Below are 14466 nucleotides of genomic sequence, written 5' to 3' on the forward strand. Positions count from 1 at the left end.
TCATGAGACCGCGGTGCGCCTTCTGGGGGCACAGCGATATTACCTGCTGGAGTGAGGGGGGTGCGGAATGTCGGTCTAGAACTTCCATGAGCAAAAAAGGAGGGGCTGTTCGCCCCTCCTGACATATTGGGTAGGTTTACTTCCGCAAAAGCCGCACCACCTCCACCAGTTGCGCGGGTGTGGGGGGCTCGAGGTCGGCCTGGCACTGGGCCAGGTAGGCCTCGAGTATCTCCTCCCCAACCGATTCCAGCGCACTCTTCACCCCGCTCAACAAGGTCAGAATTTCCCGGCACTCCCGGTCTTCCTGCACCATTTTTTGCAGACCACGCACCTGCCCCTCCAGACGGCGCAGCCGGTGGATAATCCGGGTTCTGTCGTTGGGGCCAAAGTTGGCGTTTGGGGTTGGTTCAGAAGAGGTGGGCATGGGAAACCCTCTATTACCGGGTGATGGGATATCCGCGGGACATCCAGGCCTGGATTCCCCCGTGCACCAGGTTAAGGTTGTTGTAGCCTTTGCCCATCAGGTACTGCACCGCCACCCCGCTGCGGTTCTGGGTGTTGCAGTGGATGTAGACCAGCCGATCCTTGGGCACCCGGTTCCACCAGCGGTCAATCTCCTGGAGCGGCCAGTTGACCGCGCCCTTAACGTGACCCTGGGCAAACTCCTGGGGGGTACGCACATCAATCACAAACACCTTAGGGTTGGACAAAGCCGCCTTGAGGTCGTCTACCGTGACGATTCTGGGCTGGGCCAGGCCCCAGGAGAAAAAAGCCAAGAGCAGGAGAGCTGCTATCCTCATGCCACCACCCCGGCGCTGGCCTTAATGGCTGCCTCCACAAAAGCCCGGTCAGGCTGTCCGCCCAGGATGCGCTGCTGGGTGGCCCCAGTGATGATGGTGTCGGGCACCCCTGAGATGTTGTAGCGCCTGGAGAGCATGGGGAACTCGCTGGCTTCCACCCCTTCGGCGATGATGTGGGGGTTGTGGTAGGCCAGCTTGTAGGTCGCCAGCACAGCCTGCGGGCAGTAGGGGCAGGTGGGGGTTACGAAGGCCTGCATACGCACCGGCGAGGCAACCTTTTGCAGGTCGGCCTGCGACTTTTCGCCCAGCTTGGTTTCGCCCGTGCCCAGCATCAGCAGGGTTTCGATCAGGGTGCTGAACTCGTAGCCGGCCGGCAGCCCCAAAAAGCGGATGTTGTGGCGCTGTGAGCCTTTCTCCCGCAGCAAAATGGTGGGTGCATAGCTCAGACCCAGGGCCTGGGCCTCGGGGTCGGCGTGCAGCGAGCGCTGTTCCAGGCTCAGATTGGGGTTCAGGGCCACCACTTCCTTAAGCAGACCCAGGGTTTCGTCCTGTAGCCCCACTTCCTGTCCGGGCAGCTCGAGGCCCGAGGTCGTAAAGACCACCACCTCCACTGGGGTTTGGATGGGGGCCAGCATTTCGCGCACCTGGGCTTGAATTTTCTCGTCTAAAAACATGGTTTCTCCTTTGGCGTGGGGCCATGTATACCCCCACCGGTATGTTCAGTATACCCCCTGGGGATATATTTCGCAAGGGCATTTGACCTCTAAACTGAGGGCATGTGGGACTGGTTGAAAAAACTGCTGGGGCTGGGGGCAAGGGTGCCCCGCATCTCGCCCAAAGAAGCCCAGGAAAAGCTCAAGCAGGGGGCCGTACTGATTGATGTGCGTACCCCCCTCGAGCGCAAACTAAGCAAAATTCCCGGCTCGCAGGGCCTCCCCCTGGCCGAGCTGGCCAAGCGCTGGGAAAGCCTGCCCAAAGACAAGCCCATCATCTGCCAGTGCGAAAGCGGCAGCCGCAGTCAGCAAGCCGCCGAGTTTCTGGCCGAGAAGGGCCTCGAGGTCTACAACTTAGCCGGTGGCATCTCGGCCTGGCAGGCCGCCGGATTACCTGTCAAAAAGGGCGACATTCAACGCTAACCACCACAACCCCGCAAGCCCAAAAATCCATTAACCCCGTACAGGAAGGCAATCCCCTTACGGGGCTTTTTGTTTGCGACAGTAAGCCTGTGAACCAGCTTGTCAATGTCCCGTTTGCGCTGGTTGCAATCCCCTTACGGGGCTTTTTGTTTGCGACACAGGTCGAAGGCTTACCTGAACCCGCTAAAGACACGCGTTGCAATCCCCTTACGGGGCTTTTTGTTTGCGACCCGAAAAATCCGGCAAAGCGCGGCGCAGCCCTGCCCAGGTTGCAATCCCCTTACGGGGCTTTTTGTTTGCGACAAAGGGGTCTTAGATTCATTGGGCTAGGTGCGCTCGAGAGAATTGCAATCCCCTTACGGGGCTTTTTGTTTGCGACCCCATCACCCACACTTCCCTCGAGCAAACCTACCACCACAGATTGCAATCCCCTTACGGGGCTTTTTGTTTGCGACAGCATACCCCGTTAATCGCCGTCCTGTAAAGGGCTCTTAAAGGGGGTATTTATGAGAAAACCGAGTTATCCACAGGCAACCTGTGGATAAGTGGGTAAAAAGTGGAAGTTTTTGCGATGAATGCTTACAAACCCACACCTTTAGATTTTTTGTGTGGTGGGTTTGCGATAGCTATCGCACGTCTGGGCTTTCAAGGTGCATCGTTGAGATGGCCGACACAAGCATTATAGCATTTTGCGCAAAACATAATGGGTCATTTTTGGAAATTGCTTCCATATCGTTCTGGTGGGCGTTGGTGTGGGCTTTTTTGGGCGAGGGGGTGCGGTTGCGACAGCGTTTTTGGGCACAAAATGGTATGTAACGCTTTTTGTAACGGGAGCGGTGCGCGGGGTGCTCTCCTTGACAACCGCCCAAAGCCCGACTAACCTAATGTTTGCCTGCCGGGATGGTGGAACTGGTAGACACACTATCTTGAGGGGGTAGCGAGCGCAAGCTCATGCGGGTTCAAGTCCCGCTCCCGGCACCAGATACAAAACCAGGCTTTTTTTGGCGCGGCCCGTAGGCTGCGCTGGGTTTTTTTGTGGTTTATAAACAGTTTATCTGGCATAGCCGGGTCAGCAGCTAGGTGTAGGGGCTGCTGCTGGCGCTGAGTCCCAAGTCGCTGTTGGAGCAAAGCCGACGCCACCTTACGCACCTGTGGGTCACCTGATAGCTGAGCGTGCCGCAGACTCGGTCTGTTCAAGCCCCTAACTCATTACCTCTTCCGGGTGGTGCTTGTTCCAGTAGCGCACCAGCCCATCCACGCTCATCCAGGAGGGGTCGGCAAACTCGTACTCCTGCACCTCATCCTGCGAAAGCCCCGCAGCCCGCAGGGTAGCGGCCACGTAAGCCTCGAACTCGAGCACCATCTGCTCGCGGGTGAGGCCGGACTTGAGTTTTTGCTTGATCCAGTCGGCCCATTCCAGCAAGCGGGCCTCGAGGGCTTCTAGGTGCGGCCCCACATCTTCAACTGGGCCAAAGTGGGTCAGGTAAATCTGGCGCAGGTTCAGCCGACGCAGCCGGGCCAGGGATTCACGCCACAGCTCAATGTGTATTTCCGGCGGGGGGCAGGGGGGCAGCACCGGGCCGCGGCCAATCTTGACCCCGGTTACGTCGCCGCCAATCAGCGCATCGCCAATCAGGTAGGCGTGGTGGTGGTAGGCGTGGCCGGGGGTCTCGAGGGCCTGGACCTGCACCTCGCCGACCTGGATCACCTGGCCGTCCTGCACAATCTCAATCTGACCCTCCGGCACGTGGCCCATCTGGCCCCATAGGGTTTCCATCTGGTCGCCGTAGATGCGGCTGGCCGAGGCCCAGAGCTTGCTGGGGTCAGCCAGGTGCGGCGCCCCTTTAGGATGCACGTAAATGGTTGCGCCCCGCTCGGCCATGCGCCAGGCCGCGCCGGCGTGGTCGAGGTGGATGTGGGTCACGAAGACGTGTTTGACGTCGGAGGCGGCATAGCCCAGGGTGTTGAGGCCATCCAGCAACACCGAAAAGCGCGACTCGGGGCCGGTCTCGAAGAGCACGGGCCCCTCTTTGGTTTCCAGCACAAACGAGGCAATCACCCTGGGGGCCCGGTCGTGAAGGTCGAGGATGTGAATCACAAGCCCATTGTACCGAGCCTTAGTTCCAGATGTCTTTAAAGCCGTCCAGAATCCGGGCAATGTGCCGGGCGGCGTTGTGAAAGTCTTGGATGCGCACGTTTTCGTTGGGGGCGTGGGTGCGGTTGGTGATGCCAAAGCCCACCCCGGCGTCGATGACCGGAATGTTCAGGGGCCGGGCAAAGGCATACACCGGCGAGCTACCCCCGGTCAGGGGGATGAGCTGGTAGGGCTTCTGATAAACCTCTTCAGCCGTGCGGGCCGCAAGCTGTACCAGGGGGTGATGAGGGTCGGCGCGGGCCGGGAACATATAGTCGGCGTGGGTAATCTGTACGTCGGTGAAGCCCTCGGCATCGAGGTGGGCACGCAGCTTTTGCAGGATGTCGGTGGGATCCTGGTCGGGCACTAAGCGGAAGTCGAGCTTGGCCGAGGCCCGGGCCGGAATGACGGTCTTGCTGCCCAAGCCCTGGTAGCCGGTGGTGATGCCTTGGATATTGCAGGTGGGGTTGAAGACCGCTTTTCGGAGCTCAAAGCCGCTCAGGTTGTTCACGAAACCACGCACCCCAAAGGTCTGGCGCAGGTAGGGCTCGAGGTCGGGCAGGTTGTGCAAAAGCTCGAGGTCGAACTCGGAGATGGGCCGCACGTCGTCGTAAAAACCAGGAATCAGAATGTGCTCGTTCTCGTCCTTCAAGGAGGCCAGCACCCGCACCATCCGCCAGGCCGCGCTGGGTAGGATGTGGGCGCTGCCAGAGTGGGCATCGCGCGAGAGGGTCTCGACCTCGAGCTCCACCGCCAGAATCCCCCGCCGGCCCAGGGAGGTTCCGGGCCGCTCCTCGAAGTCGATGCCCCCCTCTTCCCAGATGGCCCCATCGCAGCGGAGCAGCTCCAGGTGATCCTGCACAAACTTTGCAATGCCGGGGCTGCCCACCTCCTCGTTGCCTTCGACCACAAAAAGCACCGTGCAGGGCAGCTCTCCCCCATGCGCGGCCCGCACCGCGTCCACCGCGGCCAGGCGGGCCATAAACTCGCCCTTGTCGTCCTTGGCCCCACGGGCAAAAAGCTTGCCATCGCGGATTTGCGGCTCAAAAGGGGGCGAGTCCCACAGCTCCAGCGGCTCGGGGGGCTGCACGTCGTAGTGGTTGTAGAAAAGCAGGGTGCGCTGGGAGTGGCCCTGGGCCCGGCCCACGATCACCGGGTTGCCGTAGCCCTCGATTTTCCAGGTCTGAAAGCGGTGCCGTTGCAAGATTTGCTCCACCAGGTCGGCACATTCAAGCACACCCTGACCTGTGGCCGAGACGCTGGGCTGGGCGCAGAGCCGGATGGTTTCTTGCAGGTAGGCCTCGAGGTTTTCCTCCAGGTAGCGGTCTATAGCGCTGGACATAGCTAGAATATACCCCGCAGCCTCCGTCTAGTGGCGCTGTAGCCCGCCCTCACTGCGGGGCGGACGAGGTCTTGTGGTGCCAGAACTGCTCGCGCAGCCTGGACTTGAGGAACTTGCCCGTGCTGGTGCGGGGAATTTCGTCCAGGAACACATAGGCATCGGGCAGCCACCACCTGGCAAAGCGGGCCGCCAAAAACTGGGCCAGCTCCTCCGGGGTTACGTGCTGCCCTTCCTTGAGCACAATGGCCGCCAGGGGGCGCTCGTCCCATTTGGGGTCGGCGATGGCAATCACCGCGGCCTCCTTTACCGCCGGGTGGGCCATCAGGGCGTTCTCGAGGTCAATCGAGCTAATCCACTCGCCCCCCGACTTAATCAGGTCTTTGGTGCGGTCGGCGATGCGGATGTAGCCCTCGGGGTCTATCGCCACCACGTCGCCGGTGCGGAACCAGCCATCCTGGGTCCACTTGTCGGACTCCTCCTCCAGGTTGTGGTAGCTTTTGGCCACCCAGGGCCCCCGCACCTGCAATTCTCCCAGCGACTGCCCATCCCAAAGCACCTCGCCCTGCTCGCCCACCGCCCGAATCTCCACCCAGGGGGTGGGCAGGCCCTGCAACGCCCGGTAGCAGTACTCGAGCTCCGGGTCGCCGCGCAGGTGGCGCTTGAGCCGGCTGACGGTGCCCAGCGGGCTCATCTCGGTCATGCCCCAGGCGTGCAGCACGGTGTGGCCAAAGCGGTCGAAGGCCCGGATCATGGCCTCGGGGGCCGCGCTGCCCCCCACCACCATCTCCATGGGTTTTAGCTGCCAACGGGCCGGCTCCTTCTCCAAAGCCTGCAGCACCCCCAGCCAGATGGTGGGCACCCCGGCGGTCTTGGTAACCCCTTCCGACTCGAACAGCTCCAGCAGGCTTACCGGGTCGAGGTGTGGCCCCGGCAGCACCAGCTTGCAGCCCACCATTACCCCCGTGTAAGGCAGCCCCCAGGCCAGCACGTGGAACATGGGCACCACCGGCAGCAGCACATCCTGGCCGCCCAGGTTCAGGGCGTCGGGCAGGGCCGAAGCCAGGCTGTGCAGGGCAATCGAACGGTGGGCGTAGACCACCCCTTTGGGCTTTCCGGTGGTACCGGAGGTGTAGCACATGGCGGCGGCCTCGAGCTCGTTTAGCTCGGGGTAAACAAAATTCTCCTCCCCCGAGGCCAGAAAGTCTTCGTAGTTCAAAAGGCCCTCCGGCAGCGGCTGGCCCGAAAGAGGCACCACAATCACCCCGTCCAGCCTGACCTGCTCCCGCACAGCCTCAAAAAGCTTCAGAAGCACGTCGTCCACAATCAAAAACCTGTCCTGGGCATGGTTGATGATGTAGGCGATGTCCGAGGGGTGGAGCCTGAGGTTCAGCGGGTGCAGCACCCCACCCGCCAGCGGCACACCAAAGTAGGCCTCGAGGTGGGCATAGGTGTTCCAGGAAAGGGTGGCCACCCGATCGCCTTTTTGCAGGCCAGCCTTTTGCAGCGCCGAGGCCAGTTTGCGCGAACGCTTATAGAAATCGCCATAGGTGTAGCGATGCAGCGACTTATCGGGCAGCCGGGTCACGATTTCTTCTTTAGGAAAAAGCTTTCCGGCCCGCTGCAAAAGGTGCGGAAGGGTCAGGGGGAAATCCATCATGGTGGACAGCATAGGCGCCTCCTTTGCTTTTGCTTTGGCTCGATTTTACGGCCCGCAATGGGTTTTGTCTGCTGGGTTCAGCAAGCCCCAGGTCTCCGCGATAGCGCGCTTCATAGTCCTTGAGCAGAGCGCTTCAGATGGGGTTCATATGAAACCCTCCCCGAAGACCCGGGGAGGGTGCGGCCAGCTGTGCAATCCCTCAGAACACAAAGAACGCCGGCACGAACTCGTAAGCGTTGCCGGAACGCCGCACGTAACCCACCCCTGGCCAGGCAAAGTGGTAGCCCACCACCATAATCCGCTCTGCCGCCGCAGCCTGCCACAGCCGGGCCCGGGTGGCCACCGCCTGCTGGGGGTTGGCATCAAAGCCCAGGTAGTGATCGGGGAAGCGCAGGGAGAGGATATGGTGCCCCCCCGCGTCGCCCAGGTGCCACAGCGTCCGCCCAGCCGAGCTCACCTGCACGGCCAGGTGCCCCACGGTGTGGCCGGAGGTATCCACCGCAGTTACGCCGGGGGCAATCTCGGCGCCGGGGCGCACAAGGGTAAAGCGTTCGCGCAGGGCAACCAGGCTGGCCGGCGGGGTGGCCTGGGAGAGCCAGAACTGCAGCTCGGCTTCGCCCATGACGTGCTGGGCATTGGCAAAAACCGGCTGTCCCTCGCGCAGCAGGCCGCCAATATGGTCGCCGTGGCCGTGGGTGATGAAGACGGTGTTGATATCGGCAGGCCGCAGGCCCGCGTTGGCCAGATGAGCCAGAAGCTGCCCGGCCTGGCCCCGGCCGGTGTCGATGAGAATCTTGGCCCGCCCGGTATCGATGACCATGGGGTTGAAATTGTTGATGAACTGGGTGGGCTCGAGGAAGTTTTCACGCAGGGCCGCCTCGAACTCGGCCTGTTTGCCGGGGGTCGCACCCCAGTTGGGAAAGGCATTGCCGGGTGGGGTCTGACCATCGCTCAGCACCGTAAGGGTAAAATCGCCCAGCTTGAAACGGTAATAGCCGGCGCCATTGGGCATGGCGGGTGTCTGCTGGGCCATTGCGGGCATGGTACCAGCCACAGCCACCGCACCGGTAGTGCCCAGCAGCTTAAGGGCTTGGCGACGAGACACTTTGGTCATATGGGCCTCCTCAGGGTTTTCTCATTTTAGTTGACGAAATAAAGTACATAAAAAACCATAGTTCAGGGAGCTGGCTCGAAATTGGGCTCATCTCACATTGCACCCAGTTTCGCCTCTACGCTCCCCTGCAGCCAGCCGCCGTTTTGCCCCCGCCTGGAGGTGGGCCAGACGCAAGGGCTCGAGTAAGCGGGTCTTCCCCGTCAGCAAGCGCACAAAAGCCAGGCTTTCTGCCAGGCCCACCCGGTGGCCGGGCGAGACCACCAGGGGCCGAACCCCGGTGCGGCTACGGTACACCCAGCCAATCTGGGTTTCGCCGTCCATCAGCCGCACTGCCGAGCCTGCCTCCAGGGGCAGCGCTCCCTCTGGCCGGCCAAACAGCAAGGTTTTGGCAACCCCAATGCTCGGCAGGTTCAGGTGCACCCCCAGGTGGGCGGCAATGCCCAAGCGCCTGGGGTGGGCGATGCCCTGACCATCGACCAGCAACACCTCGGGGGCATGGGATAGCTGGGCCAGGGCCGCCAGGTAAAGGGGCGCCTCGCGGAAGGACAGGTAACCGGGAATATAGGGGAATAGCTCGGCCTCGTCCATCTGGGCAGCGGTGACCTCGAGCGCCGCCCCCTGGGCCTTATCCCACAGCACCGCCACCGCCACCGAAGGGCCTTTATGTCTGGAAAAGCGGGTGGGGTGCGAGGCGTCGAGGGCCGCGATGTAGCGGGCCGGGCTAGGGTTACCTTCCAATACCACCGCTTCGGCAAGGGCTTTTTGCAGGGCCCTGGCCTCTGCCAGGTTTCTGGGCCGAACAAAGTGATGGGCCTTCATGTTGTACATCGAAACAAAACTTCCAAACCCGCCCGCCAGATATGCTACAATCGGCCCTTGGTGTAGGTTCGCCAATGCTTAACCCTGGTCTTACCTTATGGGGGTACAAAGAGTTCAGTGGGAGATGCTGCTGCAAAAAAGGCCGGGCAAGCCCCGACCCTAAAAAAGTTGGCGCACCCGACAGGACTCGAACCTGTGACCTTTCGCTCCGGAGGCGAACGCTCTATCCACTGAGCTACGGGTGCATAAGCACAAAGAAGGGTAGCACCGCATAGAGGAGGCAGTCAAGTGTTTGGAATCAACAAAAAGGTAATTGCGGTCATTTTCGGGGTTCTGGCCCTGGCCTTTGTGGTGGGTTCGGTTTTGCTGTTCACGCCCCAGGGCCAGCGCAACACCCAGGGCAAAATCGAGCTAACCGTCAACGGGCGTCCGGTTTATGAACTCGAGCTGGCTCGAGCCCAGCAAAACGACCCCATTTTGAGCACCAACCCCCAGGGGCTTTTGAAAAAGCTGGCTGAAATCAACTTTGGCGACCGGCTAATCGTAATCACGGCGCTGACACAGGACACCGCCCGGGTCAGGGTCTCGAGCGGGGAGCTAAAAAAAGAAATCGATACCATCAAAGAGCGCTTTGGTCTGCAAAAGAAAGAAGACTACGACCGCTTCTTGACCCAGGTCGGCTATACCGACTCGCAGCTTCGCAACGAGCTGCGCGACCAGATTCGCATCAACAAACGCATAGAGGAAATCCAGAATAAAGCCGAGCCGACCGAAGAGGAGATGCGGCTTTACTTCGAACTTAACCGCGAGCAGTACAAGAACGAAGAGCGGGTACAGGCCCGCCAGATTGTGTTAGACGACAAGGCCACCGCCGAAAAAATCTACGCCGAAGTTTCTGCGCCCGGCGCCGACTTCGCCGCCATTGCCAAAGCCAACTCCAAGCTCAATGCCGAGCAGGGTGGGGCCCTGGGGGCGGCGGCTGGCAAGGGCGAACCCGGCCCGGTTACCAGGGTGGTTTTCCCCAACGCCGTGGCCGATGCGGTCTTCAAGCTGCGCGACGGGCAAATCAGCAAGCCCATCGAGGCCGGGGGCCGCTTCTACATCGTGAAGGTAGAAAAATACCTCCCGGCGGGCGATGTGCAGTTTGAAGAGGTAAAGGATCGGGTCAAGGAAGATGCCAAGCGCATCAAGGGCAACGGGGCTCTGGAAGCCTACCTCGAGGGGCTGCGCGCCAAGGCCAACGTCAAGTTTGCCCAGGAGGCCACCTTCAAGTTTGAGAATCCGGTGGTCGCCAAAGTAGGCGATGCCGAAATCAAGCTTTCCGAAGTAACCCAGGTGGTGTTTGCCAACCCGCAGGTGCCCCAGCTGGTGCAGCAGGGCCTGGGTGAGCTGGCGGTGCAGTTCTTCATGCCGCAGACGCTCGAGCAGCTCATCAATCGGGAAGTGATTTACCAGGCGGCCAAGCAGCTGAACCAGCCTTTCTTTGGTTCAAAATCCGATATTGCCAACCAGGCCCAGCAGTGGAAAACCCGCGATATTACCGTCACTGAAGCCGAGGTACGCAAGTACTACGACTCCAACCTGGCCAACTTCACCATTCCGGCCTCGGCCAAGGTGCAGGCGGTCAACTTCAAGAAGGAAGACAAAGCCAAGGCTGAGGCTTTCCGGGCCGCGGCCCTCAAAGGCGGTAAGCTCGAGGACCTGGCCAAGGCCAACAGCGGAACCGTGGAGGACTTCGGGGTGGTCAACCCTGGCACCATGCCCCCAGTACCCAACCGGCTGGTCTTCCTGACCCGCGGCACCTTCCCCAAGGGGTCGCTGGGCGAAGTGAGCGAGGTGGTGAAGCTCGAGGACGGAAGCTTCCAGGTGCTCCTCGTCAACGACCGCAAGGCTGAAGTCCTGCGCCCCTTCGAGGAGGTCAAAGAGCAGGCCCGTCAGCAGGTGCTGGCTACCCGCCGGGCCGAGGCCGCCCAGAAATGGGTCGAGGAGGTACGCAAGGCTGCCAAGGTGGAAAACAACCTACAAAAGGTGCTCACTGCCCTGACCCCCAAGGAAGAATCCAAGCAGGAAGAGCCTAAAACCGACCCGAACCCACCCAGCAGCAACCCCTCTACCCCAGCCAATCCTCCAGCCAACCGCTGACCCAGCCGGTTGCTGGCCCTCCCCGTATTGGGGAGGGTTTTTTCTTGTTCTGCCGCATCGCGGTCTTCGCGCGCATGCTTCTGCAAATGGCCCAAAGCATGTAAACTCTACTGCGGTATGGAACGCACCTACATCATGGTCAAACCCGACGGCGTGCGCCGGGGCCTCACCGGCGAAATCATCCACCGCATCGAGCGCAAAGGTTTCAAGATTGTGGCGATGAAGAAAATGCTCATCCCCCGCGCGACTGCCGAAATCCATTACGGCGAGCACCAGGGCAAGCCCTTTTTTGAGGGGCTGGTTAACTTCATCACCAGTGGGCCGGTGGTGGCCATGGTGGTCGAAGGTCCTGGGGCCATTGCCGAGATGCGCCGCCTGATGGGGGCCACCCGCCCCTGGGAAGCCGCACCCGGTACCATCCGCGCCGACTTTGCCACCACCGTGGACGAGAACATCATCCACGGCTCGGATAGCCCCGAAAGCGCCGCCCGCGAGATCGGGATCTTCTTCAAGCCCGAAGAAATTATCGGCTAACGGCGGCGGCGGCGCTTGCCCTTTCCGGCGGTGGTGGGTTCGGGCAGGCCCTTGATGCGGGCCTCGAGGCTGCGCATCTGGTCACGCAAGGACGCGGCCTTCTCGAAGTCGAGGGCCTCGGAGGCCGCCCACATCTCGGTCTCGAGCTGCTCCAAAAGGCTTTTCAGCACCACAGGGTCGTCCAGGACAGCCTCCGCGGCCTCGGCCTGGTAGTCTTCGGGCTTGACCACCCTGCGCACCGATTTCTGGATGGTGGCGGGGGTGATGCCGTGCGCGGCGTTGTAGGCCTCCTGGATGGCCCGGCGGCGGTTGGTCTCCTCGATGGCCGCCCGCATCGAATCCGAAACGGTATCGGCATAAAGGATGACCTCGCCCCCCACGTTGCGGGCCGCCCGGCCAATGGTCTGAATCAGCGAGCGCTCCGAACGCAAAAAGCCCTGTTTGTCGGCGTCCAGGATAGCCACCAGCGAGACCTCGGGCAGGTCGAGGCCCTCGCGCAGCAGGTTGATGCCCACCAGGGCATCGAAGTAGCCCAGCCGCAGGTCGCGCAGCAGGGCCTGGCGCTCAAAGGCGTCGAGCTCGTGGTGCAGGTAACGGGCCCGCACCCCGTGCTCCACCAGGTAGGCCGTCAGCTCCTCGGCCATGCGCACCGTCAGCACCGTCACCAGGGTGCGCTCGCCCCGGCCTGCACGGGTGCGAATGGCCCCCATCAGGTCTTCGATCTGGCCGGTGGTGGGTTTGACCACCACCTGGGGGTCCAAGAGGCCGGTGGGGCGAATGATCTGCTCCACCACCCGGCCCGAGACTTCCAGCTCGTAGGGGCCTGGGGTGGCCGAGACAAACACCACCTGCCCCACCCGCTGCAAAAACTCGTTGAACTTGAGCGGGCGGTTATCGAGGGCGCTGGGCAGCCGAAAGCCGTAGTCCACCAGGGTTTTCTTGCGCATGTAGTCGCCGTTGTACATCCCCCGGAGCTGGGGGGCCGTCACGTGTGACTCGTCCAGGAAGACCAGGTAGTCCTCGGGGAAGTAGTCCAGCAAGGTGTAGGGCGGCTCGCCGGGGGCCTTGCCCGACAAAAAGCGGCTGTAGTTCTCGATGCCGGGGCAGGTGCCCATCACTTCCAGCATCTCGAGGTCGTAGAGGGTGCGCTCCTTGAGCCGCTGGGCCTCCAGCAGCTTGCCCTCGGCCTCAAACACCCTAAGGCGCTCCTCCAGCTCCTTACGGATCTCCGGGATGGCCTGCTTCAGGCGCCACTCCGGGGTGGCGTAGTGGCTGGCCCCCAGCAGCACAAAGCCCGGCAGGTCCTTGAGCCGCTCGCCCGTCACCGGGTGCACCACCGTCACGCGGTCAATGGTGTCGCCAAACAGCTCGATGCGGATGGGCTCCTGCTCGTAGGCCGGCCAGACCTCGAGCACCTCGCCTTTAGCCCGAAAGCGCCCAGCCTCGAGCTGCAAATCGCCCCGCTCGTACTGCAGGTCCACCAGCCGCTCGATCAGGGCCTCGCGGGGAAGCTCCTGCCCCACCTCCACAATCAGGCTCATGTTCTTGTAGTCTTCGGGGCTGCCCAGGCCATAGATGGCCGAGACCGAAGCCACCACAATCACGTCGCGCCGGGTCAGCAGGCTGCGGGTGGTGGAGTGGCGCAGCCGCTCGATCTCGGGGTTGATGGCGGCGTCTTTCTCGATAAACAAATCGCGCCCCGGCACATAGGCCTCGGGCTGGTAGTAGTCGTAGTAGCTGATGAAAAACTCCACCGCGTTCTGGGGGAAAAGCTCGCGGAACTCGGCGGCCAGTTGCGCGGCCAGCACCTTGTTGGGGGCCATCACCAGCGCCGGGCGCTGCAGCGTTTCGATAACCCGGGCCATGGTCACGGTCTTGCCCGTGCCGGTTGCGCCCAGCAGGGTTACAAAACGCTCCCCATCGCGCAGGGCCTCCGCGAGACCGGCAACGGCCTGGGGCTGGTCGCCCTTGGGGTCGGGGCCTTGGTAACGAAACATCAGGTCTTTAGCATACCGAAAACCCTTTACATTCTGCCTATATCAGAATACAATCCCCTACCAAAAGGTTTCCACCCCGAAGTCCTTAATTTTGCGGTCATCGGTCAGCAGCAAGGCCGCTTCTACCTGGCTTTGGGCCGCCAGGATGCGGTCGAAAGGGTCTTTGTGATCGGTAGGCAGTTGGGGAGCGAGCACCACATGCGCCCCCTCAATGCAGAGTTCTTCTGCCAGAAATACCCGCAGGTAGGCTCGGTAGTTCTTGAGGAAATCCCCACCCAGCGCCAGCTTTCCCAGCTTGTGCTTGATGGCAATCTCCCACAGCGAGGCTGTGCTGACCAGGCGCGTGTTCTTGGGATTCTCCAGCAGTTGCCGGATGCCAACCGGCAACTTATGGGGTTCATACAAGGCCCAAAGCAGGGTGTGGGTATCCAGGAGCAGCTTCAAGCCTCCCACGCGGCCAGCTCCTCCTCGGGCAGCGGCTCGAAGAAGGCGTCCTCCACAGTGCCCTTCAAGAAGCCCAGCGGCACCTTATCCACCGGCTCGAGCGGAACCAGCTTGGCGTAGGGTTTGCCGTACTTGGAAATCACCACCTCCTCGCCTGCATGGGCATGCTCGAGCAGTTCGGAAAAGTGCTGCTTGGCTTGATGCACGGTGACGATCTTCATATTTTTATCCTACATATTTAGGTCAATTTTACAAGCCTTCTCGGTGTCAGCCCTGGGGTGTGTCCTGAAAATAGGCAAACAGCCTAAACTGTGGGAATGAGCGAAATGCGGGAACGGATGCATCAG

General features: G+C 61.5%; 14 protein-coding genes, 2 tRNA genes and 1 CRISPR repeat array. Of the genes, 4 read left to right on the forward strand and 12 right to left on the reverse strand.

Annotated elements, in window-relative coordinates; translation table 11 throughout:
- Positions 1–136 precede the first annotated feature (136 nt).
- From ABWU19_RS11395 to pdo, 3 genes are read right to left on the reverse strand one after another with little or no spacing between them, the layout of a single operon-like run.
- Complete coding sequence (locus ABWU19_RS11395; RefSeq protein ID WP_435901804.1) at positions 137–424, reverse strand: metal-sensitive transcriptional regulator; 288 nt, start codon at positions 422–424, stop codon at positions 137–139.
- 13 nt (positions 425–437) lie between these two features.
- On the reverse strand, positions 438–800 hold the full coding sequence (locus ABWU19_RS11400; protein ID WP_435901805.1) for a rhodanese-like domain-containing protein: 363 nt from the start codon (positions 798–800) through the stop codon (positions 438–440).
- Entirely contained in the window at positions 797–1474 is a 678-nt protein-coding gene (pdo, locus tag ABWU19_RS11405) for a protein disulfide oxidoreductase (protein WP_435901806.1), read from the reverse strand. Before pdo ends, ABWU19_RS11400 begins: the two co-directional genes overlap by 4 nt.
- Before the next feature lie 102 nt (positions 1475–1576).
- Between pdo and ABWU19_RS11410 the strand changes: the two genes are divergently transcribed.
- Complete coding sequence (locus tag ABWU19_RS11410) at positions 1577–1936, forward strand: rhodanese-like domain-containing protein (RefSeq protein WP_435901807.1); 360 nt, start codon at positions 1577–1579, stop codon at positions 1934–1936.
- A gap of 45 nt (positions 1937–1981) precedes the next feature.
- Positions 1982–2391: a CRISPR direct-repeat array (repeat unit 35 nt; unit sequence GTTGCAATCCCCTTACGGGGCTTTTTGTTTGCGAC).
- 439 nt (positions 2392–2830) lie between these two features.
- A tRNA-Leu gene (locus ABWU19_RS11415) sits at positions 2831–2917 on the forward strand.
- Between the two features lie 220 nt (positions 2918–3137).
- Here ABWU19_RS11415 and ABWU19_RS11420 read toward each other — a convergent pair.
- The 6 genes from ABWU19_RS11420 to ABWU19_RS11445 form a co-directional block, all read right to left on the reverse strand.
- Positions 3138–4034: an MBL fold metallo-hydrolase gene (locus tag ABWU19_RS11420; protein ID WP_435901808.1), complete on the reverse strand. Its 897-nt coding sequence runs from the start codon at positions 4032–4034 to the stop codon at positions 3138–3140.
- Positions 4035–4053: 19 nt separating this feature from the next.
- The gene (locus ABWU19_RS11425; protein WP_435901809.1) at positions 4054–5412 is read right to left on the reverse strand and encodes a M20/M25/M40 family metallo-hydrolase; all 1359 of its coding nucleotides are present in this window, start codon (positions 5410–5412) and stop codon (positions 4054–4056) included.
- Between the two features lie 49 nt (positions 5413–5461).
- The gene (locus ABWU19_RS11430) at positions 5462–7081 is read right to left on the reverse strand and encodes a long-chain fatty acid--CoA ligase (protein WP_435901810.1); all 1620 of its coding nucleotides are present in this window, start codon (positions 7079–7081) and stop codon (positions 5462–5464) included.
- Positions 7082–7268: 187 nt separating this feature from the next.
- Complete coding sequence (locus ABWU19_RS11435; protein ID WP_435901811.1) at positions 7269–8183, reverse strand: MBL fold metallo-hydrolase; 915 nt, start codon at positions 8181–8183, stop codon at positions 7269–7271.
- Positions 8184–8270: 87 nt separating this feature from the next.
- Positions 8271–9002: an endonuclease V gene (locus ABWU19_RS11440; RefSeq protein WP_435901812.1), complete on the reverse strand. Its 732-nt coding sequence runs from the start codon at positions 9000–9002 to the stop codon at positions 8271–8273.
- A 169-nt stretch (positions 9003–9171) separates the two neighbouring features.
- Positions 9172–9247, reverse strand: a tRNA-Arg gene (locus ABWU19_RS11445).
- Between the two features lie 43 nt (positions 9248–9290).
- Between ABWU19_RS11445 and ABWU19_RS11450 the strand changes: the two genes are divergently transcribed.
- Positions 9291–11144, forward strand: coding sequence for a peptidyl-prolyl cis-trans isomerase (locus ABWU19_RS11450; RefSeq protein WP_435901813.1), 1854 nt, complete (start codon positions 9291–9293; stop codon positions 11142–11144).
- A 117-nt stretch (positions 11145–11261) separates the two neighbouring features.
- Complete coding sequence (gene ndk, locus ABWU19_RS11455) at positions 11262–11678, forward strand: nucleoside-diphosphate kinase (protein ID WP_435901814.1); 417 nt, start codon at positions 11262–11264, stop codon at positions 11676–11678.
- Here ndk and uvrB read toward each other — a convergent pair.
- The 3 genes from uvrB to ABWU19_RS11470 are packed head-to-tail and all read right to left on the reverse strand — an operon-like array spanning position 11675 to position 14340.
- Positions 11675–13678, reverse strand: coding sequence for an excinuclease ABC subunit UvrB (uvrB, locus tag ABWU19_RS11460; protein WP_435901817.1), 2004 nt, complete (start codon positions 13676–13678; stop codon positions 11675–11677). The genes ndk and uvrB overlap by 4 nt on opposite strands.
- Before the next feature lie 54 nt (positions 13679–13732).
- On the reverse strand, positions 13733–14128 hold the full coding sequence (locus tag ABWU19_RS11465) for a type II toxin-antitoxin system VapC family toxin (RefSeq protein ID WP_435901815.1): 396 nt from the start codon (positions 14126–14128) through the stop codon (positions 13733–13735).
- Positions 14116–14340: a type II toxin-antitoxin system Phd/YefM family antitoxin gene (locus tag ABWU19_RS11470; protein WP_435901816.1), complete on the reverse strand. Its 225-nt coding sequence runs from the start codon at positions 14338–14340 to the stop codon at positions 14116–14118. Before ABWU19_RS11470 ends, ABWU19_RS11465 begins: the two co-directional genes overlap by 13 nt.
- Between the last annotated feature and the right edge of the window lie 126 nt (positions 14341–14466).

The sequence above is a fragment of the Meiothermus cerbereus genome, from assembly GCF_051297115.1.
Lineage (GTDB): Bacteria > Deinococcota > Deinococci > Deinococcales > Thermaceae > Meiothermus > Meiothermus cerbereus_A.